Source organism: Streptomyces sp. BBFR25, from assembly GCF_044590125.1.
GTDB classification, from domain to species: Bacteria; Actinomycetota; Actinomycetes; order Streptomycetales; family Streptomycetaceae; genus Streptomyces; species Streptomyces canus_D.
In genome coordinates this window covers 3273222-3297781 of the sequence record NZ_CP172447.1, presented here as the reverse complement: position 1 = coordinate 3297781, position 24560 = coordinate 3273222, and the positions used below count along the sequence as shown (strand labels likewise).

The 24560-nt window shown below is 71.5% G+C and carries 25 protein-coding genes; 9 read left to right on the top strand and 16 right to left on the bottom strand.

Annotated elements, in window-relative coordinates:
- Nucleotides 1-66 precede the first annotated feature (66 nt).
- A complete protein-coding gene (locus ACGH52_RS14925) occupies nucleotides 67-1581 on the top strand; it encodes an MFS transporter (RefSeq protein ID WP_121703693.1) in 1515 nt (504 codons plus the stop codon).
- 52 nt (nucleotides 1582-1633) lie between these two features.
- Entirely contained in the window at nucleotides 1634-1993 is a 360-nt protein-coding gene (locus ACGH52_RS14920) for a VOC family protein (RefSeq protein WP_059301545.1), read from the top strand.
- A gap of 16 nt (nucleotides 1994-2009) precedes the next feature.
- Here the strand turns inward: ACGH52_RS14920 and ACGH52_RS14915 are convergent, their stop codons facing one another.
- Entirely contained in the window at nucleotides 2010-2312 is a 303-nt protein-coding gene (locus ACGH52_RS14915) for a hypothetical protein (RefSeq protein ID WP_076974543.1), read from the bottom strand.
- A gap of 151 nt (nucleotides 2313-2463) precedes the next feature.
- On the opposite strand from ACGH52_RS14915, the gene ACGH52_RS14910 reads away from it, so the two are divergent.
- Together ACGH52_RS14910 and ACGH52_RS14905 are read left to right on the top strand one after the other, a co-directional pair.
- Nucleotides 2464-3348, top strand: a complete 885-nt coding sequence (locus ACGH52_RS14910) for an alpha/beta fold hydrolase (RefSeq protein WP_399939726.1) — start codon at nucleotides 2464-2466, stop codon at nucleotides 3346-3348.
- 101 nt (nucleotides 3349-3449) lie between these two features.
- The gene (locus ACGH52_RS14905) at nucleotides 3450-3923 is read left to right on the top strand and encodes a carboxymuconolactone decarboxylase family protein (RefSeq protein ID WP_059301542.1); all 474 of its coding nucleotides are present in this window, start codon (nucleotides 3450-3452) and stop codon (nucleotides 3921-3923) included.
- A gap of 59 nt (nucleotides 3924-3982) precedes the next feature.
- On the opposite strand, the gene ACGH52_RS14900 is transcribed toward ACGH52_RS14905, so the two are convergent.
- The 7 genes from ACGH52_RS14900 to ACGH52_RS14870 all read right to left on the bottom strand — a co-directional run bounded on the left by ACGH52_RS14900 (nucleotide 3983) and on the right by ACGH52_RS14870 (nucleotide 10532).
- A complete protein-coding gene (locus ACGH52_RS14900; protein WP_210976324.1) occupies nucleotides 3983-5209 on the bottom strand; it encodes a cytochrome P450 in 1227 nt (408 codons plus the stop codon).
- Nucleotides 5210-5220: 11 nt separating this feature from the next.
- Nucleotides 5221-6453, bottom strand: a complete 1233-nt coding sequence (locus tag ACGH52_RS14895) for a cytochrome P450 (RefSeq protein ID WP_059301540.1) — start codon at nucleotides 6451-6453, stop codon at nucleotides 5221-5223.
- On the bottom strand, nucleotides 6450-7097 hold the full coding sequence (locus tag ACGH52_RS14890; RefSeq protein WP_171987191.1) for an ATP/GTP-binding protein: 648 nt from the start codon (nucleotides 7095-7097) through the stop codon (nucleotides 6450-6452). Before ACGH52_RS14890 ends, ACGH52_RS14895 begins: the two co-directional genes overlap by 4 nt.
- Nucleotides 7075-7428 carry a DUF742 domain-containing protein gene (locus tag ACGH52_RS14885; RefSeq protein WP_059301539.1) on the bottom strand — a complete coding sequence of 118 codons (354 nt, stop codon included), beginning with the start codon at nucleotides 7426-7428 and terminating at the stop codon, nucleotides 7075-7077. The genes ACGH52_RS14890 and ACGH52_RS14885 overlap by 23 nt, the downstream gene beginning before the upstream one ends.
- A complete protein-coding gene (locus ACGH52_RS14880) occupies nucleotides 7425-7847 on the bottom strand; it encodes a roadblock/LC7 domain-containing protein (protein WP_059301538.1) in 423 nt (140 codons plus the stop codon). Before ACGH52_RS14880 ends, ACGH52_RS14885 begins: the two co-directional genes overlap by 4 nt.
- A gap of 2 nt (nucleotides 7848-7849) precedes the next feature.
- Nucleotides 7850-9409 carry an ATP-binding protein gene (locus tag ACGH52_RS14875; RefSeq protein WP_399939721.1) on the bottom strand — a complete coding sequence of 520 codons (1560 nt, stop codon included), beginning with the start codon at nucleotides 9407-9409 and terminating at the stop codon, nucleotides 7850-7852.
- A gap of 430 nt (nucleotides 9410-9839) precedes the next feature.
- Nucleotides 9840-10532: a TetR/AcrR family transcriptional regulator gene (locus tag ACGH52_RS14870; RefSeq protein WP_399939718.1), complete on the bottom strand. Its 693-nt coding sequence runs from the start codon at nucleotides 10530-10532 to the stop codon at nucleotides 9840-9842.
- 129 nt (nucleotides 10533-10661) lie between these two features.
- Between ACGH52_RS14870 and ACGH52_RS14865 the strand changes: the two genes are divergently transcribed.
- Nucleotides 10662-11567, top strand: a complete 906-nt coding sequence (locus ACGH52_RS14865; RefSeq protein ID WP_399939715.1) for an SDR family oxidoreductase — start codon at nucleotides 10662-10664, stop codon at nucleotides 11565-11567.
- A 23-nt stretch (nucleotides 11568-11590) separates the two neighbouring features.
- On the opposite strand, the gene ACGH52_RS14860 is transcribed toward ACGH52_RS14865, so the two are convergent.
- Together ACGH52_RS14860 and ACGH52_RS14855 are read right to left on the bottom strand one after the other, a co-directional pair.
- The gene (locus tag ACGH52_RS14860) at nucleotides 11591-14185 is read right to left on the bottom strand and encodes a hypothetical protein (RefSeq protein WP_238696845.1); all 2595 of its coding nucleotides are present in this window, start codon (nucleotides 14183-14185) and stop codon (nucleotides 11591-11593) included.
- Between the two features lie 185 nt (nucleotides 14186-14370).
- Nucleotides 14371-14763 carry a winged helix-turn-helix transcriptional regulator gene (locus ACGH52_RS14855; RefSeq protein ID WP_399939711.1) on the bottom strand — a complete coding sequence of 131 codons (393 nt, stop codon included), beginning with the start codon at nucleotides 14761-14763 and terminating at the stop codon, nucleotides 14371-14373.
- 106 nt (nucleotides 14764-14869) lie between these two features.
- On the opposite strand from ACGH52_RS14855, the gene ACGH52_RS14850 reads away from it, so the two are divergent.
- Nucleotides 14870-15709, top strand: a complete 840-nt coding sequence (locus ACGH52_RS14850; protein ID WP_399939708.1) for an enoyl-CoA hydratase/isomerase family protein — start codon at nucleotides 14870-14872, stop codon at nucleotides 15707-15709.
- Nucleotides 15710-15743: 34 nt separating this feature from the next.
- Here the strand turns inward: ACGH52_RS14850 and ACGH52_RS14845 are convergent, their stop codons facing one another.
- Together ACGH52_RS14845 and ACGH52_RS14840 are read right to left on the bottom strand one after the other, a co-directional pair.
- Nucleotides 15744-16322, bottom strand: a complete 579-nt coding sequence (locus tag ACGH52_RS14845) for a GNAT family N-acetyltransferase (protein ID WP_399939705.1) — start codon at nucleotides 16320-16322, stop codon at nucleotides 15744-15746.
- Nucleotides 16323-16411: 89 nt separating this feature from the next.
- The gene (locus tag ACGH52_RS14840) at nucleotides 16412-16834 is read right to left on the bottom strand and encodes a MerR family transcriptional regulator (RefSeq protein ID WP_193777692.1); all 423 of its coding nucleotides are present in this window, start codon (nucleotides 16832-16834) and stop codon (nucleotides 16412-16414) included.
- Nucleotides 16835-16889: 55 nt separating this feature from the next.
- Here ACGH52_RS14840 and ACGH52_RS14835 point away from each other — a divergent pair, with 55 nt between their 5' ends.
- Both ACGH52_RS14835 and ACGH52_RS14830 read left to right on the top strand, forming a co-directional pair.
- Nucleotides 16890-17861, top strand: coding sequence for an SDR family NAD(P)-dependent oxidoreductase (locus tag ACGH52_RS14835; protein ID WP_399939701.1), 972 nt, complete (start codon nucleotides 16890-16892; stop codon nucleotides 17859-17861).
- A gap of 210 nt (nucleotides 17862-18071) precedes the next feature.
- Nucleotides 18072-19349 (top strand): hypothetical protein, encoded by a 1278-nt coding sequence (locus ACGH52_RS14830; RefSeq protein ID WP_399939698.1) that lies wholly within the window; start codon nucleotides 18072-18074, stop codon nucleotides 19347-19349.
- A 44-nt stretch (nucleotides 19350-19393) separates the two neighbouring features.
- Here the strand turns inward: ACGH52_RS14830 and tgmC are convergent, their stop codons facing one another.
- From tgmC to tgmA, 3 genes are read right to left on the bottom strand one after another with little or no spacing between them, the layout of a single operon-like run.
- Nucleotides 19394-20626, bottom strand: coding sequence for an ATP-grasp peptide maturase system methyltransferase (tgmC, locus tag ACGH52_RS14825; RefSeq protein ID WP_399939695.1), 1233 nt, complete (start codon nucleotides 20624-20626; stop codon nucleotides 19394-19396).
- The gene (gene tgmB, locus ACGH52_RS14820; RefSeq protein ID WP_399939692.1) at nucleotides 20623-21603 is read right to left on the bottom strand and encodes an ATP-grasp ribosomal peptide maturase; all 981 of its coding nucleotides are present in this window, start codon (nucleotides 21601-21603) and stop codon (nucleotides 20623-20625) included. The genes tgmC and tgmB overlap by 4 nt, the downstream gene beginning before the upstream one ends.
- Before the next feature lie 3 nt (nucleotides 21604-21606).
- On the bottom strand, nucleotides 21607-22407 hold the full coding sequence (gene tgmA / locus ACGH52_RS14815; RefSeq protein ID WP_399939689.1) for a putative ATP-grasp-modified RiPP: 801 nt from the start codon (nucleotides 22405-22407) through the stop codon (nucleotides 21607-21609).
- Between the two features lie 192 nt (nucleotides 22408-22599).
- Between tgmA and ACGH52_RS14810 the strand changes: the two genes are divergently transcribed.
- Complete coding sequence (locus ACGH52_RS14810; protein WP_361466230.1) at nucleotides 22600-23874, top strand: transcriptional regulator; 1275 nt, start codon at nucleotides 22600-22602, stop codon at nucleotides 23872-23874.
- On the opposite strand, the gene ACGH52_RS14805 is transcribed toward ACGH52_RS14810, so the two are convergent.
- Nucleotides 23855-24517, bottom strand: coding sequence for an HAD family hydrolase (locus tag ACGH52_RS14805; protein WP_399939686.1), 663 nt, complete (start codon nucleotides 24515-24517; stop codon nucleotides 23855-23857). The genes ACGH52_RS14810 and ACGH52_RS14805 overlap by 20 nt on opposite strands.
- Between the last annotated feature and the right edge of the window lie 43 nt (nucleotides 24518-24560).

Sequence of the window (24560 nt, the reverse complement as noted above, 5' to 3'; positions counted from 1 at the left end):
GCGCCGCGGGCGTGTTTCCTCCGGCGTCGGGCACATGTGAGGCGTTCGCTCGACGGAGAGGGAGCCATGACAGCACAAGCGTCGTCGTCGGGCTCGATGCCCGCCTCCACGGGGACGGTCACCACGGCCGTCCCCGCCCGCCTGGACCGGCTGCCCTGGTCGCGCTGGCACTGGATGATCGTGATCGGTCTGGGCACCGTCTGGATCCTGGACGGCCTGGAAGTCACGATCGTCGGCAACGTCGCCGGGCGCATCGCCGAGGACGGCAGCGGCCTGGACATCAGCGCCGCCCAGATCACCGGCCTCGCCGCCGCCCTGTACGTGGCCGGGGCGTGTTCCGGGGCCCTGTTCTTCGGCTGGCTGACCGACCGTTACGGCCGCAAGAAGCTGTTCATGATCACACTGGTGGTCTATCTGGCGGCCACCGCGCTGACCGCGGTCTCCTTCGAGTCCTGGTGGTTCTTCCTCTTCCGCTTCCTCACCGGCTTCGGCATCGGCGGCGAGTACGCGGCGATCAACTCCGCCATCGACGAGCTGATCCCCTCCAACTACCGGGGCCGGGTCGACCTCATCATCAACGGCAGCTACTGGCTGGGCGCGATCGGCGGCGCCCTGCTGTCCATCGTGATGCTGGACACCGACATCTTCCCGAAGGACCTCGGCTGGCGGCTCAGCTTCGCCCTCGGCGTGGTCCTCGGCCTGGTCATCCTCCTCGTGCGGCGGCACGTCCCGGAGAGTCCGCGCTGGCAGTTCATCCACGGCCAGGGCGAGAAGGCGGACACCCTCGTCTCCTCCGTCGAACGGGAGATCGAGGAGGAGAAGGGCGAGAAGCTGCCGCCGCCCGCCGGTGAGATCACCATCCACCAGCGCAAGTCCATCGGCTTCGGCCTGATCGCCAAGACCGTCTTCCGCCGCTACCCGCGGCGCGCGGTCCTCGGCCTGTCCCTCTTCATCGGCCAGGCCTTCCTCTACAACGCGATCACCTTCGGCTTCGGCACCATCCTCATCACCTTCTTCGACGTGCCCACCGGCTCCACCGGCTACTACTTCGCCGTCATCGCCGCCGGCAACTTCTGCGGCCCGCTGCTGCTCGGCCCGCTCTTCGACACCGTCGGCCGCCGGATCATGATCTCCAGCACCTATCTGCTCTCCGGCATCCTGCTCTTCGGCACGGCCTGGCTCTTCGACCGGGGCTCGCTCACGGCGACGACCATGACCGCCTGCTGGTGCGTGGTGCTGTTCTTCGCCTCGGCGGGCGCCTCCAGCGCCTACCTGACCGTCTCCGAGATCTTCCCGATGGAGACCCGCGCCATGGCCATCGCCTTCTTCTACGCCCTCGGCACCGCCGCCGGCGGTATCAGTGGCCCGCTGCTCTTCGCCGACCTGACCGAGTCCGGCGTGGTCGGCGACACGGTCCTGGCCTTCCAGATCGGCGCCGGGCTGATGTGCGCGGCCGGTCTGGTCGCGGCGTTCCTCGCGGTGAAGGCGGAACGCCGCTCGCTGGAGGACATCGCGGAACCGCTGTCGACGGCGGCGCCGGACTCGCCGGGGACGGCGGGCTCCGCGGCCAAGACCGCGTAGCGTCGCGGAGGCCGGCCCGACCCGACCCGGCACAGACGTCGAGGAGCCCCCGATGAGCATCCGCAGGATCGTCCCCAACATCCACGTCGAGGCCGAGGGGCGGTGGAACACCAGCCGGGAGTTCTACGGCCTGCTCGGCTTCGAGGAGGTCATGGACATGGGCTGGGTGACGACCCTGGCCTCCCCGTCCAACCCGACCGCCCAGATCAGCCTCTTCACCGAGGAGCGCACGGCGCCCGTCGTCCCCGACCTGAGCGTCGAGGTCGAGGACGTCGACGCGGTCTACGCCCAGGTGGTCGCGTCGGGCGCCGAGATCGTACGGGAGCCGCGGGACGAGGAGTGGGGCGTACGGCGCTTCTTCGTACGCGACCCCAACGGCAAGGTGGTCAACGTCCTCACCCACCGCTCCTGACCGGCGCCGCGGGCGCTCAGGCGCGCCGGTCGGCGACCGCCCACGAGGCCAGGGCCACGGCGCCCGCGACACCGAAGACGGCGGGCCAGGCGCCCACCTTCTTGGCCAGCGGGTGCGACCCGGCGAAGCCCGCGACGTACGCCGCCGTCAGCGCGCCCGCGGCCCGCCCGCCGGCCCGCGCCCGCCACTGCTGCGCGGCGGCGGCCCCGGCGACGGCGAGCACGGCCCCGCCGAGCTGCCGCTTCTTCGTCCAGCGGGCCACGCCGTACCCGCCGACGAGACCGCCCGCGGCGACCACCGCGCTGGGAACCTTCGCCATCTCTGCCTCCTGCTCCACCGGACCGACTCCGGCCGTACCGACTTGTCGGGACCGAGGCTAATCCCCGCCCCTTTCGGCCGAACACCGAGCCCTGATCGTGTCCCTTGCGGGTATCCGATCCGTTGAGGGGGCGAGCACCCGGAGGAGAGCGATGACCACACAGCGTCCCGCCACGTACGACCCGCCCCGCCCCCGCACGGTCACGGTGGACGGCGCCCGCGTCGCCTGCTGGGAGTCGGGACCGCCGCACGCCGAGCCCGTCCTGCTCCTGCACGGCTACCCCGCCGACCACCGGTGCTGGCGCCACCAGGTCCCGGCCCTGGCGGCCCGCCACCGGGTCATCACGCCGGACCTCCTGGGCTGGGGGGCGTCCGAGCGCCCCCTGCACCTGTCCTTCGACTACGACACGGAGGTCGCCCGGCTCGGCAGGCTCCTGGACGCGCTGGAGCTGGACTCGGTGAACCTGGTCGGCCACGACTACGGCGGCTTCCTCGCCCTCGGCCTCACCGAGAACCACCCCGGCCGGGTCCGCAGGCTGGCGCTCCTCAACAGCCGCGCGCACGCCACCTTCACCCGCCGCTGGTACGCCGTGTTCAGCCTGCTCGGCCTCGCCGGACGCAGCCCCGCGCTCCGCCGCCCGGCACGGCACCTGCCGTACGCCGCCCTGCACCGCCGTTCCTTCGCGCCGCTGGTGCGCGCCGGGCATCTGGACCCGCACGTCCTGGACGGGTACGTCGGCTGGATGGACACGCCCGAGGGCCGCCGCTGGCTGCTCCACTACTTCAGCGAGTACCGCACCCCGGCCCGCCCCGAACTGCGCCGGCGGCTGCGCGAGGTCACCTGCCCGACGGCGGTCGTCTGGGGCCGCGCGGACCCGTACCTGAGCCCGGCCATCGCGACCGAGCTGGCCGGGTCGCTGCCCCGCGCCGAGCTGACGATGCTGGACGACGCCGGCCACTGGGTGATGGACGAACGCCCGGCCGCCGTGACCGAGGCACTGGGCCGGCTGCTGGAACGGACGACCCGCAGCGGGTGAGACGCAGGTCACAAGCGGGCCGGGCCCCGGCCCGTCACATCGTGCCGCCGGCATCCGTCGTAGCGGTGTACGGCCAACCGGCGACGACGGAGGAAACCATCATGGAAGCGCGTCTCGACATCTTCACCAACCCGCTCGCGGGCAAGCTGCTGCGGCACATCAACTCCGCGGGCAAGGCCGTGGCCGACTCGGCGCTGCCCGCCACGACCCAGGAACTGGTCAAGATCCGCGCCAGCCAGATCAACGGCTGCGGCTTCTGCCTCGACATGCACACCAAGGACGCCGCGGAGGCGGGGGAGACCTCGCTGCGCCTCAACCTGATCGCCGCCTGGCGGGAGGCCAAGGTGTTCACCGACGCGGAGCGCGCCGCCCTCGAACTGACCGAGCAGGGCACCCGCCTCGCAGACGCCTCCGGCGGCGTCACCGACGAGGCCTGGGCGAACGCGGCGAAGCACTACGACGAGGAGCAGCTCACCGCCCTCGTCGGACTGATCGCCGTCATCAACACCTACAACCGCCTGAACGTCATCACCCAGCAGCCGGCCGGAGACTACGTGCCGGGGATGTTCGGCTGAAGCCGTCGGCTCCGGCCGTCATCCCCGGCTTCCCGGTTCCTGGTCTTGCGGCGCGCCGCTCAGTCGGCGTGCAGCAGGACCGGGAGCCGCTGGTGGCCGTTGCTGATCAGCGAGGGCACCGGCGGCAGCTCCTCGGCCGGATCGGCGAGGCGGATGTCGGGGAAGCGGCCGAAGAGGCTCTCCAGCGCGAGGGTCACCTCCATGCGGGCCAGCGGTGCGCCCAGGCAGAAGTGGACGCCGTGGCCGAACGCCAGGTGCTCCTTGAGCGTGCGGGTCGCGTCGAAGGTGTCGGCGTCCTCGTGCCAGTCCGGGTGGCGGTTGGCGGCGGCGTACGAGGCGAGGATCGCCTCCCCGCGGGCGATGGTCCGCCCGTCCGGCAGCGGGATGTCCCTGACCGCGTACCGCAACGGCAGGTGTTTCACCGCCGGTTCGTGGCGCAGCGTCTCCTCCACCACGTCCCCCCAGGTGACCTCGCCCTTGCGGACCAGCGCGAGCTGGTCGGGACGGGTCAGCAGGGTGTGCACGGCCTGGTCGATGACGTTGACGGTGGTCTCGTACCCGGCGCTGATCATCAGCAGCAGGGTGTCGCGCAGCTCCTCGGGGGAGAGGCGGTCGCCGTCCCCCTCGTCGTCCCGCGCGGCGATGAGCAGGGACGTCATGTCGTCGCCCGGGGTGGCGCGCTTGGCGGCGATGAGCTGGTCCAGGACCCCGTACAGGCGCGCGGTGTTGGCCTGTGCCTCGGCCTGGTCCAGGGTGGTGTCGAAGACGCCGTCCACGAGGGCGCGGAAGCCGTCGCGCCGGTCCTCGGGCACGCCCATGAGGTGCCCGATCACCGCGATGGGCAGCGGGTAGGCCAGCTCCTGGCGCAGGTCCACCGGCTCACCGGCGGGCAGCTCCGCGAGCCGGTCGACGAGCCCGGTCACCATCGACTGGACGGCCGGGCGCATCGCGGCTATCCGGCGGGCGCTGAAGGCGGGCGCCACCAGCCGGCGCAGCTTGCGGTGGCCCTGCCCGTACGCGGTGAACATGTTCTCCACCGCCACCCACAGGGCCAGCGGCCAGGTGGTGACGACCTCGCCGAAGGCGGGCCAGTGCGCCCGGGCGTCCTTGGAGACGTCGGGGCTGGTGAGCAGCTGTTTGAGGAGGGTGGGGTCGCTGACCGACCAGGCCTCGACCCCGAGGACGTCCACCCGGGTGGCCGGGCCGCCCGCCCGCAGGGTGCGGTGCTCGGCGTGGTGACCGGCGCCGGTGGGGTCGAGGACGAGGGCGGGCTGCTGGGTCGCCATGGCCTGGCTCCTTAGTGTGCGGCGGGTTGCGCGGCGGGGAAGGTGACGGGCAGGGATTCGAGGGCGCGGTGGAACGGGCCGGGGCGCCACGTCAGTTCGGCGGCGGGACGGGCGAGGTCCGTCTCCGGCAGCGCGTCCAGGAGGTGGGTGACCGCGGTCTCGGCGATCAGGTAGGCGTGCGAGCGGGCTGGGCAGGTGTGCGGGCCGGTGCTCCAGGCCAGGTGGGCGCGGTTGCCGCCGTGCTGACCCTGGGGCACGCCCTCGGTGAGGGCCGGGTCGTTGTTCGCGGCGGCCATCGAGATCACCACCGGCTGGTCGGCCGGCAGCAGCACGCCCTCCACGTCGATGGGATACGGGGGGTAGGAGATGCAGTAGTTCGCCATCGGCGGGTCGGTGTAGAGGACGGCGTCGAGCGCGTCGCGCACCGTGGAGAGCCCGGCGTGCAGGTCCGCGGAGAACTCCTCGTCGGTGAGGATCTTCAGGATCGTGTTGCTGATCAGGTTGGTCATGGGTTCGATCCCGGCGCCGTAGAGCGTGACGAGCTGGTGGCTCATCTCCTCGTCGCTCAGCCCGACGGGGTGCTGGGTCAGCCGGGAGGTGATGTCGTCGCCCGGGTGGGTCCGGCGCAGGGTCACGAGGTCGGACACGGCCTGGGCGAGGATCACGTTGCCCTGATCGGCGTTGGTGGTGTCGAAGATCTTCGCCATGCCGTCGGCGATGCGCTGCCCGATCTCGTCCGGGCAGCCGAGCAGCGCGCTCAGCACGCGGAAGGCGATGGGGAAGGAGTACTGGGTGAGCAGGTCCGCCGAGCCGGCGGCACGGAACCCGTCGATGGCACCGTCGGCGACCTGCTCGACGAGGGCGCGCAGCCCGTGCTGGTCGACCTGGTCGATGGCCTGGGTGTTGGCCGCCCGGTAGCGGGCGTGCTCGGCGCCGCCCGAGCGCAGCGCGTTGGGCCGCCACTCCATCATCGGCCGCACCGGGCAGGTCGCCGGGATCAGCTTCTCCCAGGCGCGCGGGTCGGCCGGGAAGTGCAGCGGGTCGTTCAGGATGCGGCGGGCCTGGTAGTAGCCGATCACCAGGGTCGCGGGGACGCCGGGCGCCAGGTCGACCGGGACGAGCGGACCGTGGGTGCGGCGCATGCTCCGGTAGGCGGCGTGCGGGTCGGCGGCGAACTCCGGTGCGTACAGGGCGATCCGGCCCGGCTCACGCGGCGGCGCGGTCTCGGTGGAGGGCAACGTCATCGGCGGGTCTCCAGGAGGGCGGCTGAACGGTGCTCGGAGAGGTACTCGGTGAGCGTGATCAGGGCGTGCAGGGAGGAGGTGCGGTCGCGGGCGTCGCAGTACGTCAGCGGCGTGGCCGGGTCCAGGGCCAGCGCCTCGCGCAGCTCGGCCTCGGGGTAGGCGGGCGCGCCGGGGAAGGTGTTGATGGCGACGGCGTACGGGATGCCCGCGCCGTCCAGCAGGCCGAGGGCGTCGTGGGAGGCGTCGAGGTCGCGGGTGTCGGCCAGGACGAGACAGCCGAGGGCGCCCTCGGCCAGGTCCTCCCACAGCGGCTGGAAACGGGACTGACCCGGCAGCCCGAACAGGTACAGCGCGAGCCGGCCGCCCGCCATGTGGATGCGGCCGAAGTCCATGGCCACGGTGGTCGTCGTCTTGTGCGGGGTGCCGCGCAGGTCGTCCACACCGGCGCTGGCCTGCGTGATCGGCTCCTCCATCCGCAGCGGCCGTACTTCCGAGACGCTGCCGATCAGTGTCGTCTTGCCGACGCCGAAGCCGCCCGCGACCACGATCTTGGCCGACCGGGTCACCGTGGCGGGGACGTAGGTGACGGCCCGTTCGGACTCGTCGGTCCGGCCGGCCCGGTCAGACGAGGGAGCGAAGTCCACGGAGTACCTCCTGCAGCAGGTCGAAGTCGGGCTGGTCGTCGATCGCGGCGACCGGGCTGGAGAGGTGGCCGGAGTCCATCAGGGAGGAGACGAGGATGCGCACCGTGGAGGGCGGCAGTTCCAGCGCGGCCGCGATGTCGGCGACGGCCAGGCCGCCGTTGGCACCGGCGAAGAGCCGCATCACCCGGCGGGCGTCCGGGCCGAGGGTGTCCGTGGGGCCGGTCGCGGCGATGACCACGCTCTCCAGGCGCACGTCCCCGCGCGCGCGGATCCGGCCCCCGGTGCGGACGTAGGGCCGGACCATGTCGGGATCGCGCCGCGGCCCGCTCATACCGGTGAGCCGCCGTCCGCGGCCGGCACGCGCTCCTCCGTGGCCAGCTCGTGTCCCACCCGGGTGGCGAGCCGCACCATGTGGTGCGAGATCAGCCCGACGTCGGCGTCGGGACCGGTCGTGCACACCGACAGCATGGTGTTCTTCGCGGCGGTCGTCGTCAGGCCGATGCAGCCGACCGACTCGATCAGCAGCTGCCGCATCCCCGCGCCGCCGGTGAACTCGTCCCAGGCCTTGCCCGCCGCGCGCAGCGCCGCCGTCAGCGCGGCGAACTTCTCCCCGTCGTCCTGGCCGATCGTCTGGGTGCGGGCCTTCAGCAGGCCGTCGCTGCTCATCAGCACGGCGTACCGGACGCCCTCGACGCTGCCGAGTTCCTGGTCCAGCAGCCAGCCCAGGCTGTTGGTGTGTGTGTCTTGCACGATCAGTGTCCTTCGTCGTCAGCGGCGTCGTGGGGGGTGGTGCGGTCGGCCGTGTCGGTGGCGGTGCGGGGGATGTCGGCGGAGGCCGCCGAGGGCCGCTCCCCCTCCCGGCCGCGGCGGGTGCCGGCCGCCCAGGCGGCGGCGACGGCGGGACGGCCGGGCTCGGTGTCGTCGGGGGCGGCGGGGCGGCGCGCGGGGGTGGGCGCGGGGGAGCGCCGGCGGACGGTCAGGCCGCTGGCGGTGGTGGTCGAGGGGGTGGCGGCCGCGGGCGTGGCGGCCGCGGGGGTGGCGGCGGCGTGTGCCGCGGTCGGCTCGGGTACCGGCTCGGCGGCGGGGGCCGCGGCATGAGCGGGTACGGGGGCGGCCTCCGGCGGATCGGCGGGCGCGCTCTGCGGCGCTTCGGCGGGCGCGGCGGGCGCGACGGGCCGGGACACCGCCTGCGGCACCGGCTGGGCCGACCCCGGGTCGACGATCAGGTTCTTCGGCAGGACGACCATGGCCCGGGTCCCCTGGTAGATGTTGGGCGCGGTCAGCTCCACGCGGAAGCCGTAGTTCTCCGCCAGCAGGGACGCGACCCGCAACCCGGTCTGGGGGTGGGCGCCCAGGCGCGTGATGTCGTCGCGCTGCTCGCCCGACATCACGTCGCTGGCCCACAGCAGCCGCTCGTCGTCCATGCGCAGCCCGGCGTCGTCCACGATCAAAAAGCAGGCGTGGTGCCCCTGTTCCAGCGAGACGTGGACGCTGGCGGCGGGCGGCGAGTAGCGCAGCGCGTTGTCCAGCAGTACGGCGAGGGCGTGCACGACCGCCTCCACGGCGCGGCCCTCGACCACCACGGACCCCATCTCGGGGTGCTTGATCCGCTCGTACCCCTCGATCCGGCCCATGGCCGCGCGCACGATGTCGGTCAACGTGGTGGCGGGCCAGCGCCGGGACAGCTTGTCCCCGGCGAGCACGGAGTACCCCGACGCGGTGAGCAGCATCTGCTGCGCGAGGTGGTCGATCTCCACGAGCGTCGCGTACGCCTCGTCGGAGATGTGCCGCCGTACACCCTGGCTGACGGCCCGGCCCAGCCGCGCCGACCGGGCCACGATGTTGTTGGCGAAGCCGCGCACGGCGGCCCGGGCCACGCCGACGGACTCGCGCCGTACCTGCGCGATCTGCCGCTCGGTGTCCTGCCGTACCTGGTCGGCGGCGTGGGCCGCGGCCCGTTCGGCGCCCGCCCGCTCCTGCGCCCGTACGTCCCCCACCGCGGAGGCCACCGCGCCGGGTACGGCACGCAGCCGCTCGGCGAGCGGTGTCCCGTCGAGCTGCGCCGGTACGAGCAGCGCGCCCTCGGGGCCCGCGCCGCCGGGCCCGGCCTTCGCCGCCGCCGGGATCACGGTGGTCGCGAGGTGCCCCACGCACTGCTCGGCCGCGACGAGTTGCAGGGTGAGCCGGTCCGCGTGCTCGCGCAGCTGCTCGGCCCGGCGCCGGGCCTGCTCGCCCTTGCGCCGGAAGTACCACGCGGCCCCGACTCCGACCACCGCCAGCACGGCGGTGGCGGTCACTATCAGTTCAGTCATCAGGTCATCAGGTCCTCACGGATCGGAAGCCGTCGGTCGGGCTCTCAGCGGGCCGGAGCGGACCGGTGTCTCCCGCGGCCACCCGGTGCCGCGGAGTCAGCAGCGATGCGGAGGACGGCGAAGGCGCACGACATGGATCTCCCGGGAACACGCGAGGGCCGGTACGAAGCAGGGGGTGCCGATTTCGCGGACTCGAAACGGCACGGGACCGCACGACCCGAGGCGCCTCGAACTCCCGTATCCACGACCGGCGTTCGACGTACGGGAAGGGACCCTACCGCTTGTGCTCACGTCGTGCTCACTCGTCGTGTCGGTCTCGTGACCACGATCCGGAACGGCCGGGGGTTTGACGCGAAAAATACGCCGATGACGGCCTAACCCCTTTGGCCGAAAACGGAGTTGGCCCCGAAAGCGACCCGCTGGTAAAGGCTCAGTCGCCGTCGGCGAGGCGCTTGAGCCACTCGCCCAGCAGTCGCTGCTCCGCCTCGCTGAGCGCCGTCTGCTCGGGGAGGGTGGCGCGCAGCGCGCGGGCGGCGCCCGCCGGACCGGCGTCCCGCACGGCAGGGCGCTCGTGGGTGACGGCGGCGACCATGGACTCGCGCAGGGTGGTGAACAGGGCCGGGTCGCGCCGGTCCTCGGGCAGCGACAGCCAGGTGAGCACCGCGCCGCGCGCCGTGGCGTGGATGATCTGGGCCGCCAGCTCCTCGTCCACGCGGAGCCATCCGCCGGCGGCGAGCCGCCGCATGCGGCCCATGAGGATCTCCGTGCCGGCCTTGAAGGCGGCCGAACCCGTCCGCGCGGGCTCGGTGTACATCAGCGTGTACAGCGCGGGATTGGCCAGACCGAACTCGATCGCGAGGTCCCAGCCGGCCCGCAGGTCCTCGATGGGGTCCCGCGGGTCGGGGTCGACGTGCTTGGCGGCGAGGAAACTCGCGAAGCCGTACTCGGCGACCGCGTCGAGCAGCCCGTCCTTGTCGCCGAACAGCCGGTAGATGGCCGGCGGTTGCAGCCCCGCCGCCTCGGCGACCGCACGCGTGGTGACGGCGTCGCGGCCGCCGCGCGTCAGCAGGCCGATGGCGGCCTCGATGACCCGCTGCCGGGTCTGGTCGGAACGAGAGGACATGTACCGACGATACCGCGGATATCGAATCTGTGTTGCCACCGTGAATATCGCTGTTACTGTGTAAGTGGTTCCGATGGAAACACCGGGACGTCGAAAGCATGCCACCGACCGTGACCGCAGGAGCGAACCATGATCATCGTGACCGGAGCCACCGGACAGCTGGGCCGTCGGATCGTCGAGCACCTGCTCACCCGGGTGCCGGCGGAGCAGATAGGCGTCAGCGTCCGCGACCCGGGCCATCCGCAGGCGCGGACCTTCGCCGACCGGGGGGTGCGGGTGCGCAGGGGCGACTTCGCGGACGCCGGGAGCCTCGCCCACGCCTTCGAGGACGCCACCCAGGTCCTCGTCGTCTCCGTGGACAAACTCGGCGAGGAGTGCGTCAAGCAGCACCGCACCGCGATCGGGGCGGCCGTCACTGCGGGCGCCCGCCGCGTCCTCTACACCAGCCAGATGGGCGCCGGTGCGGCGTCCCACTTCCAGGCCTGCCGCGACCACGCCGCCACCGAGGAGATCCTGCGCGGCTGCGGAGTCCCCTTCACCTCACTGCGCAACGGCTTCTACGCCGCCAGCGCGACACGCTTCCTCGACCACGCCCTGGAGACCGGCGAGATCCTGCTCCCCGCCGACGGCCCGGTCGCCTGGACCACGCACGCCGACCTCGCCGAGGCCACCGCCGCCGTACTCGCCGACGAGGGCCGCTTCGAGGGTCCCACCCCGCCCCTCACCGCCTCGCGGGCGCTGACCTTCGACGACATCGCGGCCCTGGCATGCGAGGTGACGGGCCGGCAGTTCACGCGGAGCACCGCTCCCGAGGCCGTCTTCCGCGACCAGTTGGTGGCCCAGGGCGTCCCCGCGCACTATGCCGACCAGTTCCTGGGCATCTTCGCCGCCGCCCGCGCCGGTGAGTTCGCCACGGCCGACCCGACGCTGGCCGCGCTGCTGGGCCGGGAACCGGTCGGCATGCGGGAGGTGCTGCGGGAGGTGCTGGGGGAGGCGCTGCGGGAGGCGCCGGGCGAGCATCCGTCCGACGGCTGAGCGGGCCGGTTCCCGCCGCCTCATCAACTGGAGGCGAGCTGGTCTGTGATCTCCTTGATCCAGTCGCCCTTCTTCGCCGGTTGCCTGAGGCTCGCCTCCCACTCGTCCCGTTCCAGCTTGTGGTCCGTGGGACCGGCCTTGATCAGGATCAGCAATTGCAGGGCGGAGGCGCGCAGGGCGGGATCGGTGCCCTCCCGCGCGACCATGTTGTAGATCTTGTGTGCCGCCAGCTGGCGCTTGTACCTCGTGATCTTCTTCCAGAACTTCATGGCGTGCAGCAGTGAATCCCCGGAGCCCTTGGCCGTCGGTATCGGCTCGCCCTCCGGCGTGTACAGCTCGGGGTGGTGGGCCTCTTGGAATCGTCCGTAGGCCGCACTGCCTCCCTTGTAGGCGGCGGTGGTGAGGACGAGGCCCGCCCCTACCGCGGCAGTGATCCAACCCGCCGGGTTGGACGCCAGGGCCCCGGTGGCGACGATGGCCACGGTGGCGATGCCGCCCGCTCCCTTGAGGCCCTCGCCCACGACGCCGCCCCCCATTTCCTTGGCCGCCTGGCTGACCTTCCTGCTCTTCGCGAGATTGGTGGCGAAGTTCAGGTCCTCCAGGTCCCGCGCGTTACTGAGGAAGTCGGCCTTGGCCCGGGCCTCGATCAGCGCCACCTGCTCGTACGCGGCCCCGGCGGCCTTGATGCCCGCCGCCCACTCCTCCTCCGTACGGCCTTCGCGGTCGTTCCTCGCCCGCTCTACGGCCTCGCGGGCGAAACGGGCGTTCAGTTCGGCGGTGTTGGCCTCGGCCTCCAGTCGCAGCAGCCGTTTGGAGTGGGCGGCGTTGTCCTTCTGGAGCCGCCTCAGACCGTGGATCTTCTCGATCGCACCCTTGGACTTGAAAGCGGCCCGGACGCTCTTGGCCACACCGGCGACGCCGCTGAGCACACCGCTCGCCTCGGTGGCGGCCACGGTGCTTGTCACACCCTGGAGCTTGACCGCCTCCTTGGCGATGGTGCCGGCGTTGGCGCCCGTACTGGCGACGCTGACGCCCGCGTCGGTCGCCTTGGTCTTGCCCTTTTTATGAGCGTTGTGGTACCCGGCCCCGCTCCCCTTTTCCAGGGCGGTCCTCAGGTTCCTGAACGAATCCGCGACGCTGGCCCCGAAGGAGAGGAGTTCCGTGACGGCGCTCAGCGATGCGCCGGAGACCCCGGCCGCGGAGGCGTCGTGCTTCAGGGCGGAAGCGTTCGCGGTGGCGGCGGTGTCGTCCTTCGGGGCGGCGGCCGCCGCTTCGGTGGCCTCCTGGCCGAGACCTGCGGCGGTGGGAGCCTGGACGCCCTTGCCCAGGGCGTCCCCGGGCTCCAGGAGCTTCTTCCCCTGGTCCGCGTTCTCGGCGACCGCCTTCAGGCGATCGCTCCTGGCCTCCGCCCTGGCATCGGCGGCGGCGCGTGCGTCGTCCGTGGCCGTGTCGGTGTGTTCCGAGGGAGCGGCGCCGACGTCCGTGTACCGGATGCCGGAGTCGGAGCCGCGCCGGGTGAGATCGGCGGGGTCGGGCCGGTGGTCGAGGTCCGAGCCGCGTCGCGTGCGGCCCGACGGGGCGAAGCGGGCCGCGAGTTCGGCGAGGCGTGCGTCTCTGGCCGCGCGTTCCTCGGGCGTGAGCGTGACCTCCTCGACGGCGGTGCGTGCCTCTTCCTCCTCTTCGACCGGGGCGCGTACCGCTGCTTCGCCTTCCTCTTCGACGGCGGAGTGTGTTTCCTCCACGACGGCCGGACGTGCTTCCTCTTCGCGGCGGCGGCGCCGATCCGCCTCGGCGGCTGCTTCCGCCTCGCGGCGCAGCCGGTCTTCTTCCGCTGCCGCCGCTTCGGCTGCCGCGATGCGCTCCCGTGCCTTGGCCGCCGCCGCTTCCGCCCCCGCGCGACGCCGTCGCTCTGTTTCCGCCGCTTCCGCCGCGACTGCTTCCGCCTCCGCAAGGAGACGTGCTCCCTTCGCCGCCGCTTCGCCTGCCGCCTTCTTCGCCGTGTTGCGGTTCCGTGCCGTGGCCGCGGTCGCCTCCGCCCCCGCGCGCACGCGTCGTCGCGTTTCCGCCGCTTCCTCGGCCGCCGCCTTCTCCTCGGCGGCGCGCCTCGCGGCGGCGGCCTGCTCCCGGAGGGCGGGGTCGGCCTCCATGCCGTGGGTGCCGGACTCGGAGCCGCGTCGGGCGGGACCGGCGGGGCCGGGCCGGGTGTCGGTGTCGGAGCCGCGTCGGGTGCGGCCCGAAGGAGGGAACCCGGCGGCGAGGGCCGCGCGCCTCGCGGCGGTGGCCTGTTCCCGGAGGGCGGGGTCGGCTTCCATGCCGTGCGTGCCGGACTCGGACCCCCGGCGGGTGGGACCGGCCGGGTCGCGCCGGGCGCCGGGCGCCGAGCCGGGACGGGCGGTGTCGGTCCCCGGGGCCCGCTCGAGCGTCCTGCCCCTGGCGCGCTGCACCGTGGCGGCCGCCGCCTGGTTTCCGATGCTGGACTGGAGCCCGAGTAACGCCCGTTCCGCCGAGGTCCCGGACCCGGAGGAGCCGCCGGTCCGCCCTTCCTCCCGACGCTGCCGGGCCGCTGCCAGGGCGGCTGCGGAAGGCCGTTCGGAGGTGCGGTGGACAGGGGCGCTCATGGACATACCTCTCCTGCTGCCGGACCGGGCCACGCGAAGGTAGCCAGGCACGGCGAACAGAAGGGGTGTGGCGGGGAAACACTTCAGGGACACGTGCGGAACGCGTTGCGGCCCGAGCCTTCGGCGCAGCGCTCGCACCGGCTCACCGCAGGCTCCGCAGCATCGGCGGCCCGGGCGGGCCTCTGTTACGCGCCGGTCCTGCTGTCGTACTCCCGGCGGCAGTTGTGGATCTCCTTGCTGTGCTCGACGGTCCAGTCGTAGAGACGCCCGAAGGGCTCACGCAGGGATTCGCCCAGCGCCGTGAGCGAGTACTCGACACCGACCGGTGAGGTCGGCAGTACCTTGCGCCGGATCATTCCGTTCCGCTCCAGGCGGCGCAGCGTCTGGGTGAGGACGCGCTGCGTCACACCTTCCAGGCGGCGTTTCAGCTCGTTGAACCGCATCGGCCGCTCCAGGAGCGCCATCACCATCATCGACCACTTGTCCGCGATCTGGTCGAGGATCGGCCGACTGGGGCAGTCCGCCCGGAAAACGACGGATGTGCCCGCGTCGACACCGCGCGGATCGGTATCCCTCATGATCCCTGGTTCTCCCGAAGTGCGTTCTTGACGGTCCCGACGGCCTCGCCGACGGTAGGTATGCATCGCAAACCTACACACCCTTCAGTAACCGATGGAGAGCCTCTTGAACACCCCTGGCTACAAAACCCTGCGCGCGGACGTCGAAGACGGCGTCGCCCGCATCGTCCTCGACAACCCGCCGGTCAACGTGCTCGACGCGACGATGATGCGCGAACTGCGCACCGTACTGGACGACTTCAGGGACGATGCGTCGATCCGGGTGATCGTCTTCTCCAGCGCCGACCCGGAGTTCTTCCTCGCCCACGTGGACATGCGCATCGCGGAGGACATGGACGTACTGGAGGAGCTGGCCGCGTCGGCGCCGCCGGACGTCAACGTCTTTCAGGCCCTGGGCGAACTCCTGCGCCACCAGCCCCAGGTGACCATCGTCAAGCTCGCCGGGAAGGCCCGGGGCGGCGGTGCGGAGTTCGTGGCCGCGGCGGACATGGCGTTCGCCGCCGTCGAGACCGCCGGACTCGGCCAGATCGAGGCGCTCATGGGCATCGTCCCCGGCGGCGGAGGAACGCAGTACCTCCGTGAGCGCGTGGGCCGCAACCGCGCGCTGGAGGCGCTACTCACCGCGGACCTCTTCGACGCCGAGACCGCGGCGTCCTACGGCTGGATCAACCGGGCCCTTCCCGCCGACCGACTCGACGCGTACGTCGACCGCGTCGCCCGCGACATCGCCGCCCTGCCCGAGGGTGTCGTCGAAGCGGCCAAGCGCGCGTTGCCCGCCGAGGACCTCACGGACGGACTCTCCCGCGAGAACGAGGCATGGGCCGCTCGGATCGCCCTGCCCGCCGTTCGGCAGTTGATCGCCCGAGGCCTGCGCGACGGGGCCCAGACCCCCAGCGGCGAACGCGACCTGGAGGGACTGATGCGCGGAGCGGCACTGCGTCGATGACGAGGCCGCCGAGGGAAGGGGACGCGAGGTCCACTCAACGGGCCTGGTCCGGGGCCGGGGCGGCCGACGGCCGCCACTCCCGCCGGAGTAGCCCGTACACCCAGGAGTCGGACACCTCGCCGCCCACGACGCAGTCCTCTCGCAGCGTCCCTTCGCGCACGAAGCCGATCTTCTCCAGCACCCGTGCGGAGGCGGCGTTGCGCGTATCCGCCTCGGCCTGGACCCGGTTCAGGTCCAGCGTGCCGAAGGCCCACGTCAGCAGGGCGTGCGCGGCCTCCGTCGCGTAACCACGGCCCCACATCGCCTCGTCGAGGCAGTAGCCCAGCGACGCGCTGCGGTAGTCCGGGTTCCATTCGACCAGGCAGCACCATCCGACGAGGGCCCCGTCGGAGGCGCGCTCGACGGCCACCCGCACTCCGGTGCCCTCGTCCGCCATCGTCCGGCTCATCGCGAGGAAGCGTCCGGCGCGAGCCCGTTCGGTCCACGGCGGGGAGTCCCAGTAGCGCATCACGTGGGCGTTGCTGTGCAGGGCGTAGAGGAAGTCCGCGTCAGCCTCGGCGAAGGGCCGCAGCCGCAGGCGATCGGTGTCCAGGGTGGGGGTGGCCAGCGTCATGGCCGTCATCCTGCGCCCTCAGGGGGCGGGCGGGACAGCGAATATCCGTCCGAGGCGTCGCTGGAGCGCTCGACCGGGACCCGACGGCCTCAGGCCGTGGGGTCCCAGAGCCCACCGGCTTCACCGCGCGCCAGGTGCTCGGCGTAGACACCGACCTTCCAGGCGATGACGGACCGGCACTCCTCCAGCGCCTGGATCTGCGCGTCGACGCGCCGCTGATGGGCGTCGAGCAACTCCAGGCGTTCCGCCTCGTTGCCCGGTCCCTGGCGCACCAGTTCGGCGAACCGCTTGAGGTCGGCCAGCGGCATGCCGGATTCGCGGAGCTTGACGCAGATCAGCAGCCAGTCGACGTCGAAGGAGCTGTACCGCCGCCTGCCGCCCGACGTGCGCCGGACCGGCCCGACGAGCAGACCCTCGCGCTCGTAGAAGCGCAGCGCGTGCACGCTCAGTCCGGTCCGTTCGGCCACCTCGCCGATGCTCAGCGACCGCCCGGACACTTCGGTGCTGGTCACGCCGATCACCCCTGGACTTGATCTAGACCACGCTCTAGATCGTAGCGTCGGCGGCATGACCCACACAGACCAGCAGCCGCTCGGCTCACCGTTCTCCGCCGCCACCACCGCCGAGGACGTGATGGCCGGCCACGACCTCTCGGGCGTGACCGCCGTGGTGACCGGGGGCTACTCCGGGCTCGGCCTCGAGAGCACCCGGGCCCTGACGGCCGCCGGGGCCCGCGTCCTCGTTCCCGCCCGCCGCCCCGACGTCGCCCTAGCCGCCCTTCAGGAGGTGAAGGGCAGCGAGGTCGTGCCCATGGACCTGACCGACCTCGACGACGTGCGTTCCGCCGCCGCGCACATCGGCGACCGTATCGACCGGATCGACCTCCTGATGACCGCCGCCGGAGTCATGGCCACCCCGGAGCGGCGCGTCGGGCCCGGCTGGGAATTCCAGCTCACCGCCAACCACTTCGGGCACTTCACGCTCGCCTGCGAGCTCTACCCGCTCCTGGCCGCCGCGGGCGGAGCGCGTGTCGTGGCGTACAGCTCCGCCGGACACGCCATGACCGACATCCGCCGGCACGACCCGCACTTCCGCACCGGCTACGACAGGTGGCTGGCCTACGGCCAGGCCAAGACCGCCAACGTCCTGTTCGCCGTGCACCTCGACGCCCTCGGCAAGGACGACGGCGTCCGCGCGTTCGCCCTCCACCCCGGGAAGATCATCACCGGTCTCCAGCGGGAGATGACCCTCCGGGAACAGATCGACGCCGGGTGGGTGGACGAGCACGGCAACGTCGTCGGCGCCGACTTCAAGACCCCCTCACAGGGCGCCGCCACGGGCCTGTGGGCCGCCACCTCCCCGCTCCTCGACGACCGCGGCGGCCTCTACCTGGCGGACTGCGAGGTCGCCCGCGTCTTCGCCCCCGACACCCCCATGGACGACAACGGCGTACGCGCGTACGCCGTCGACCCGGACAACGCCGCCCGGCTCTGGGAGATGTCCCTCGCCGCGACCGGTGCCTCGCCGACAACCAGCTGACCTCGCGCTCCGCGTCGTGCCGCGCCCTGGTGCCACTCTGCTCGACGGCTGGCAACGATCTCCGCCACGATCTCCGCCACGATCTCCGCCGAGGGCGGAATAAGCCCCTCCGTGATCATTTGTGGCTAGTTCGGGCCTCACACCCCCACCCCGTGTGGCCGCTACATTCACCCCGACCGAGCCCACTCGACCAGGGGGGAACAGGCAACGATGCGCTCCACAGGACCCGTCAGCCGCATCGGCAGATCACTCATGGCGGTGACCGCCACGGCGGCCGCTTCGGCGGTCACCGTCGTGAGCCTCGCCGCCTCACCGGTTGCCGCGGCACCCGCCGCCACCACGGCGCCCCGGCCCGGCGACAGCTGTACGGCGGCCGACCTCGGCACTCGCCACCCGTACATCAAGACCACCGAGGTGTCGCCGACGATCACCCACTTCAAGGGCTGGTACGTCACCGAGGGCACCACCGGCCAGCAGACCGTCAGCACCGACACCACGACGGTCATCGCGGTCTCCGTCGGCCTCAACGACACGATCGAGACCGGTTTCGCGGTCGAGGCGCTCAGCGAGGTCAAGGCGACCGTCGGCCTGGACGTGAAGCTGTCGTACACCTCCACCAGCGTGGAGTCGAACTCGGTCACCTGGAACCTGACCCAGCCGGGCTACTACGGCTTCTACAAGGGCACCAAGAAGGTCACCGGCACGTACGGCAGCCTCAACTGCAACCGCGCCCAACAGGACGACGGAAGCTGGGCGCTGGAGTGGACCGAGGGGCCCGGCAGCGGCAGCTTCACCACCTTCACCACCCTTGAGGAAGGCGCGGTGCGCTGCCAGGACAGCGTGCCCGCCGACAGCATCATGGCCAAGGCACAGGCCCTCCTCGACTGCGGCTCGGCGGCCGCGAAGGCTGACCACCCGGCGGGTGCGGTGGCGCCGACGGCGCGGCAGGAGCAGGACCGCCCCGCCCCCAGCCCGGCTCCCACCAGTGGTCCCTCCGCCGAACAGCCCGGGGCCACCGGAGCCGGTGCGCGCGCCGCCCTCGACTGCTCGGCCGAGGCGTACAAGATCGCCGTACCCGGCAAGCCCCTGTCCTGGGGCGCGCCGCTCCTGGCGGACGACGGTGTCCGGCTGCGGCCCTCGACGATCTTCAGCGCCCACCTGGACCACTGGCGCCTGTGCGACGTGACGGAGAGCAACGGGGTCATCGAGGCGTCCCTGTGGAACTGGGGCAACGGTGGATGCGCGACCCTCGCCGAGGCGAACGCGGCCACCGACCGGGCGGTCCTGATGACGGCCCCCTGCGCGGAGGACGACCTCCAGCGGTTCTACATCTACCGCGACGTACCCGGCAGCTCGAAGATCGGTGTGCAGAACAAGTACACCGGTTCCATGATGGGCTACGACCGGTACGCCGACGGTGAGTTCATACGCCAGTACTCCACGGGCAGGCAGGACGGTACGGGCACGTTCAACCTGACCGGGGTCTGACGGCCCGCCCCCGCGAGGGGCCCCGCACGCGGCTGCCCGGGCGACTAGCCCGCGGGCAGCCGCAACCGGGGGAGGCCTGAATGCAGCAGCCGCTGTCCGTCGCCGTCCACCCGCAGGGTGAACGTCTCCGGCCCGGGCCGTCCCGCGGCGTCGAAGGCGTCGATGAAGTCCTCGATCCGGCTCCACAACTTCAGCGGGCCGCCTTCCCGGACACTCCAGGCCCCACCGTCGGGAGTGAGCGTGGCGACGGACCCGGAGACCACGTCGATGAGATGCGGCACCCCGTCGAGGGTGACCAGATGCGCGTCCGGTACGACACCCTGGGCGAGGAACCGCAAGTGGAAGGCCTCCTCGGTCGCGGCCGTGATCCGCTCCGGTGCGTGCCGCGCCGACCGGGACTGCTCCTCGCACAGCCCCGCGACCCAGTCGGCGGGATTCCCGTACGGCGGTGCCGCATGGGCCCGGGCCGACATGAAGGAGATGGTCCCGGGCAGCAAGGGGCCCTCGGCGGTGCCGTCCCCGGCGACCGTGAGCAGGACGCGGGCGTTGCCGTAGAGCCACCCCGACAGGGGGAGCAGGACCTTCCCGCCGGGGCGGGTCTGGCGGAGCAGCGCGGGCGGCACGGACCGGAAGGAACAGGCGGCCACGATCCGGTCGAACCAGGCTTCGGGCCAGTACCCGTACAACCCGTCGGCCCGGGCGAGCGTCGGGGTGTAGCCACACCCGTACAGGGCGTCGGCCGCCCCTTTCAGCCGTACGGCGTCGACCTCGACGCTGGTCACATGGGACGAACCCAGCCGTTCGCAGGCGAGCGCGGTCGAGTATCCGGTCCCAGTCCCGATCTCCAGGACCGTGTGTCCCTCGACGACATCCGCGTCCGACCACATGCGCAGGACGAGGGAGGGGAGCGTCGACGACGACGTGGGCGCTCCTCCGTGCCGGGCGACCGGCTGCTCCCAGTCGGTCTCCTCGCCGTCGAACTGGGTGACCAGCGTGGTGTCCGAGTACGAGGCGGCGAGCCAGCGCCCGTAGTCGAGCTTCGACGTCACCGGCTCCCACACCGGCAGCCCCTGCGGGTCGGGTGCGTCGGCGGGAAGGTAGAAGCCGGGCACGAAGGCGTGGCGGGGCACCTTCCCCGCGGCCACCAGCCAGGCCGAGTGGAACGTGGCACCGGCACCGGCACCGGCATCGGCATCGGCATCGGCTGCGGCGAGGTCCTTCACCATGGCGGCGCGCAGCGCCCTCGCGTCGTTGTCGAGGTCCGTGGTCAGAGTCATGAGCTGCCGGTTCCTTCCGTGGTCAGAATGTCGGCGAAGGCCTGAGTGATCGCGGGCGCGTCCGGGAGCCAGCCCCACTGCCCGTTCGGGTTGCACTCGATTGCCCACCAGTCGTCCGGAGAACTCCCGTCACCGGTGAGCGCGAAGTCGAAGCATCCGAAGACCAGACCGGAGGCGGCCAGGTAGCCGTGGAGGGCGGTCTCGATGACCGCGGGGACGGTGACGGGGGCATGGACCAGGTCGTTCCAGTCACCGCGCCGCCAGTCGACGGCACCGCGCGGGGCAGTGATCCGCTGGGCGAAGACGCGCTGGCCGACCACGGTGACCCGCACGTCTCCGACCTTCGGAACCTCGGCCTGGAACAAGTGCGCCGTCACCGAGAGCGAGTCGTCGAAGTCGTCGGAGTGAACACGCTGAGTCCAGATCGCACCGGCACGGCCGTCCTCCCCGGGCGGCAACCCTCGAAAGGTCTTGCAGACGACGGACGGATGCTCCGCGGCGAACTCCCGGGCCGCCACGACATCGTTGGTGACCAGGGTCGTGGGAATCCGCAACCCCAGCTCCACGAACCTCTGGAGCTGCCCCGGCTTGAACTCCGCGCGCGCCACGGCCGCCGGATGGTTCACGTACAGGGCGGAACGCAGCTCGTGCAGGACACCGCTAAGTCCGTGTCTCGCCTCGGCCGCGGCGAACTCCCGCTGCTGACGCGGCAACCGTGCGAACCGGTTCCTGTAGGGAGTAGGGCGCCGATGGTAGACGGCGCCGACCTCTCCCAGATTCACTTCCCGGCTCTCGGTGCGCAGCAGTCCGCTCCAGACAGCCTCGTCGGCGCCGAGGCGGAAACCGAAGGCCAGGTGCGGTCCGACGTCCGCGGGGTCCACCCTCACCACCGGCACCCCGCGCTCGTTCAGGGCGGCGATGACCCAGTCCGCGGTCACGTCCTCCAGGGCGGTGACCACCAGAACGGTACGAGCCATCGTTCAGTCCGACTCGTAGTCGGTCGTCGTGTCGTCCTGTGACTGAGACTGCGGCTGCTGCCCGTCCCCGCCGCCCGACACGGACGCCGTACCACTGGTCCGCGAGGTCCCGTGCTTGCCCATCTCGACCACCTGGCCGGTGGCGTCGGTGTATCGGGCGGTCTGGGTGGTGGCGTCCAGAGTGGCGGAGGAGTAGGGGACTGGGGAGACAGGGAGCCGGTCGGTGACCAAGCGTAGGGCCCAGGGGGATCGTGCCATTGCGCGAGTCATCTGCTCACTCCTTTTCGCACAGGAAGGGGAAGCGAGAGTCCCGACCCGTTCGGTTAGCTGAGCGAGTCGCGTGTGGCCGTCCCGTACCAACGCCGTGATCGCACGAGGAGCACACAGGTCGCCCTCGTATCGGGGTGGAACCACCCAGTAGGTGCCGGGTGGCTGCTGCCGGTCGATGCGAGGAACGCCGAGGTAGGTGCCGTGACCGAGACAGGTCGCGATGTCGTCGTACGGCCATGCGAGGGCGGCATGGCCCTGGATCAGCGCGTAGTACGTGCCGCCCGCCACTCGTCGGTCGTGGATGACCGACCCTCCGAGCGACTCGCCTAGAGCCACAGCGACTTGGTCGCGGTCCTCGGACCGCAACGCCGCATGAACGACGTGCGCGGGTAAGCGCACAGCCGCGAAGCGTTCCCCGAGCGGCAGCAGCGCGACGCCCTGGGTAGCCCACTCCCGCCGAGCCTGCTCCGGATGGGGGCTACTGCGAGCCAGCCACTCGGAAATGACCCTGTCTAGAGCCTCCTGCGTGAACACTGACGCCTCCTGCGTTTCCTCACGGTGGGATACGCGGCTCAGACTCCACGAGTGGTGGCGCCGGGGATAGGTCTTTTGGCGGCCTTCAAAAGGACTTGGAGCGGGCGCATTCGCCAGCTTGAGGGTGATTGAAGGCTGTGTAGCGGACTTGCTGTGGGAGGCTGGAACGAGTCGAACCTTCAGGAGGTGCCCGTGACCAGGCCGACAGGGAACGTCCGTCTCAAAGCCGCACGCGTGGCCGCCGGGTTCAACTCGCAGCAGGACCTCGCCGACGCCCTTTCGGACCATGCGAAGCGCATGGGGATCCGCGGCCTCTCCATCGGAGCCAGGCAGGTCCGGCGCTGGGAGTCGGACAACCCGCCGTGGCCCCAGCCGGATTGCCAACGCGTACTGGCGCAGTTGCTGGGCCAGAGCCTGGAGGCACTCGGATTCACCCCACCATGGGGCACCGACGGACTGAGTTCCGCCCCGGGGCAGCATCCACCCGTTCCCGGAGCAGCCGTTTCCTCGCGACTGCCAGGTGTCCCGGTCAGGAAGACAGCAGCGTCCCATCCGGCAATCGTGGGGACTGACTTCCATGCGGTGACCAAGTCACACCGGCGGCTCTACTGGTCGGTCGCACCGGCCGTCCTGCATCCCGCCGTTCAGGCTCACGCCACGTTGGGCTGCGTCCTGCTCCGAGAGGCTGCCGAGCCCACTCGAAGCGTGATCGCCGCGGCGCTGGCGGAGACGTACCTCCTGGCGGGCCGGATCGAATTCTTCGACCTGCGAGAGCCCGGCCTCGCTCACGAGACGCTCCTCCTGGCCCTGCAAGCGGCGGGTGAGGCCGACGCACACCTGCTCGGCTCGGCGGTCATCGCGCACATGGCCTTCATTCCCGGCTGGGTCGGGGACCGCGACGCGGCACGTGAGCGTATGACCGCCGCACGCACCTACGCCCGCCGTACCGACGCGTCGGCGGAATTCCTGGCCTGGTTGGATGCCGTCGAGGCGGAGTGCGAGACGCGATGCGGTGACACGCGTACCGCTCTCAACTTGATTAGCCACGCCGAAGACGTATTGAAGGACGGCGACGCGCACCCGTCGCCGGAGTGGATGGACTGGTTCTCCCCGGCAAGGCTCGCAGCGTTCAAAGGCAACACTCAACTGCTGGCCGGGCACCTTCCACAGGCCCGCGTGACCCTACTGGAGGCACTGGAGGCCATGGCCCGCGGTGAAGAGAAACAACGCTCCGTCATCTACGGCGATCTGGCAGCCGTAGAAGCCGCGGCCGGGAATCCGGAAGAAGCATGCTCGTACGCCGGACAGGCGCTGGACCAGCTCGCCCTCACCTGGTACGCGACCGGCATGGACCGAGTTCGTGAGGTCCGACGTGCGCTCACTCCCCACCAACATGAGCGCTGCGTTCGCGACCTGGACGACCGTCTCTACGACTGGGCGACCACGGTCAGCGCACTGAGCCGTTGAACTGGCGGATCCGGTCGCTAAGTTCAGCCAGACTCTCGATCCGGAAGGTCGGCAGTTCCCGGGCCTCTGCGCTCTCCCACTGGATGGTGGCCCAAGGGCCACGACGGACGAGAGCGGTCTGCATCCCCGCCTCGCGGGCCGGCCGGATGTCGTTGTCGCACCGATCGCCCACGTACAGAATCTCGCCGACCTCGAAGGGAACGGCGTCCCCGACCCGCTTGAAGAACTCCAGGTCGGGTTTGCTGGCACCCCAGTCGTCGGAGGTGCCGATGAGGTCGACGTCGGAGGTGAACAGCTCGCGGAGGATGCGACCGGCGCGGACCGTCTGGTTCCCGGCGATGCCAAGCCACAGGCCATCGGCCCGAAGCCGTTGCAGGCACGTTCGGACGTCCCCGTACAGGTCTCCTTCGCCGAAGGCCTCGGGTTGCCCGGCAGCGGCTCTCTTCTCCCGCTCCGCGTAGAGGTCGAATCCCGGGCGGAACTCGTCGAAAACCTCACGGTAGTCGCGGCCTTGAGCGATCACGGCGCCGAACATCGCGTGAAAGGTGTGTCGCGGCACCCCAAGCCAGTCCGCCCACGTCCCGTACTCTCTGGTCTCGTCCACGAGACACTCACCGACGTCGAAAACCACTGCGCGGATCATGGGCGCAGGATATCGAGCCGGTCCACGAGGCCCTATGAGTACG

What these genes read in the sequence shown, in the direction of transcription:
- ACGH52_RS14845 (WP_399939705.1), bottom strand. Translation starts at nt 16,322, where the DNA reads ATGACGCTGGCCACCCCCACCCTGGACACCGATCGCCTGCGGCTGCGG.
- ACGH52_RS14865 (WP_399939715.1), top strand. Translation starts at nt 10,662, where the DNA reads ATGATCATCGTGACCGGAGCCACCGGACAGCTGGGCCGTCGGATCGTC.
- ACGH52_RS14905 (WP_059301542.1), top strand. Translation starts at nt 3,450, where the DNA reads ATGGAAGCGCGTCTCGACATCTTCACCAACCCGCTCGCGGGCAAGCTG.
- ACGH52_RS14925 (WP_121703693.1), top strand. Translation starts at nt 67, where the DNA reads ATGACAGCACAAGCGTCGTCGTCGGGCTCGATGCCCGCCTCCACGGGG.
- ACGH52_RS14835 (WP_399939701.1), top strand. Translation starts at nt 16,890, where the DNA reads ATGACCCACACAGACCAGCAGCCGCTCGGCTCACCGTTCTCCGCCGCC.
- tgmB (WP_399939692.1), bottom strand. Translation starts at nt 21,603, where the DNA reads ATGGCTCGTACCGTTCTGGTGGTCACCGCCCTGGAGGACGTGACCGCG.
- ACGH52_RS14875 (WP_399939721.1), bottom strand. Translation starts at nt 9,409, where the DNA reads ATGACTGAACTGATAGTGACCGCCACCGCCGTGCTGGCGGTGGTCGGA.
- ACGH52_RS14910 (WP_399939726.1), top strand. Translation starts at nt 2,464, where the DNA reads ATGACCACACAGCGTCCCGCCACGTACGACCCGCCCCGCCCCCGCACG.
- ACGH52_RS14830 (WP_399939698.1), top strand. Translation starts at nt 18,072, where the DNA reads ATGCGCTCCACAGGACCCGTCAGCCGCATCGGCAGATCACTCATGGCG.
- ACGH52_RS14900 (WP_210976324.1), bottom strand. Translation starts at nt 5,209, where the DNA reads ATGGCGACCCAGCAGCCCGCCCTCGTCCTCGACCCCACCGGCGCCGGT.
- ACGH52_RS14855 (WP_399939711.1), bottom strand. Translation starts at nt 14,763, where the DNA reads ATGAGGGATACCGATCCGCGCGGTGTCGACGCGGGCACATCCGTCGTT.
- tgmC (WP_399939695.1), bottom strand. Translation starts at nt 20,626, where the DNA reads ATGACTCTGACCACGGACCTCGACAACGACGCGAGGGCGCTGCGCGCC.
- ACGH52_RS14805 (WP_399939686.1), bottom strand. Translation starts at nt 24,517, where the DNA reads ATGATCCGCGCAGTGGTTTTCGACGTCGGTGAGTGTCTCGTGGACGAG.
- ACGH52_RS14860 (WP_238696845.1), bottom strand. Translation starts at nt 14,185, where the DNA reads ATGAGCGCCCCTGTCCACCGCACCTCCGAACGGCCTTCCGCAGCCGCC.
- ACGH52_RS14870 (WP_399939718.1), bottom strand. Translation starts at nt 10,532, where the DNA reads ATGTCCTCTCGTTCCGACCAGACCCGGCAGCGGGTCATCGAGGCCGCC.
- ACGH52_RS14885 (WP_059301539.1), bottom strand. Translation starts at nt 7,428, where the DNA reads ATGAGCGGGCCGCGGCGCGATCCCGACATGGTCCGGCCCTACGTCCGC.
- ACGH52_RS14920 (WP_059301545.1), top strand. Translation starts at nt 1,634, where the DNA reads ATGAGCATCCGCAGGATCGTCCCCAACATCCACGTCGAGGCCGAGGGG.
- ACGH52_RS14915 (WP_076974543.1), bottom strand. Translation starts at nt 2,312, where the DNA reads ATGGCGAAGGTTCCCAGCGCGGTGGTCGCCGCGGGCGGTCTCGTCGGC.
- ACGH52_RS14895 (WP_059301540.1), bottom strand. Translation starts at nt 6,453, where the DNA reads ATGACGTTGCCCTCCACCGAGACCGCGCCGCCGCGTGAGCCGGGCCGG.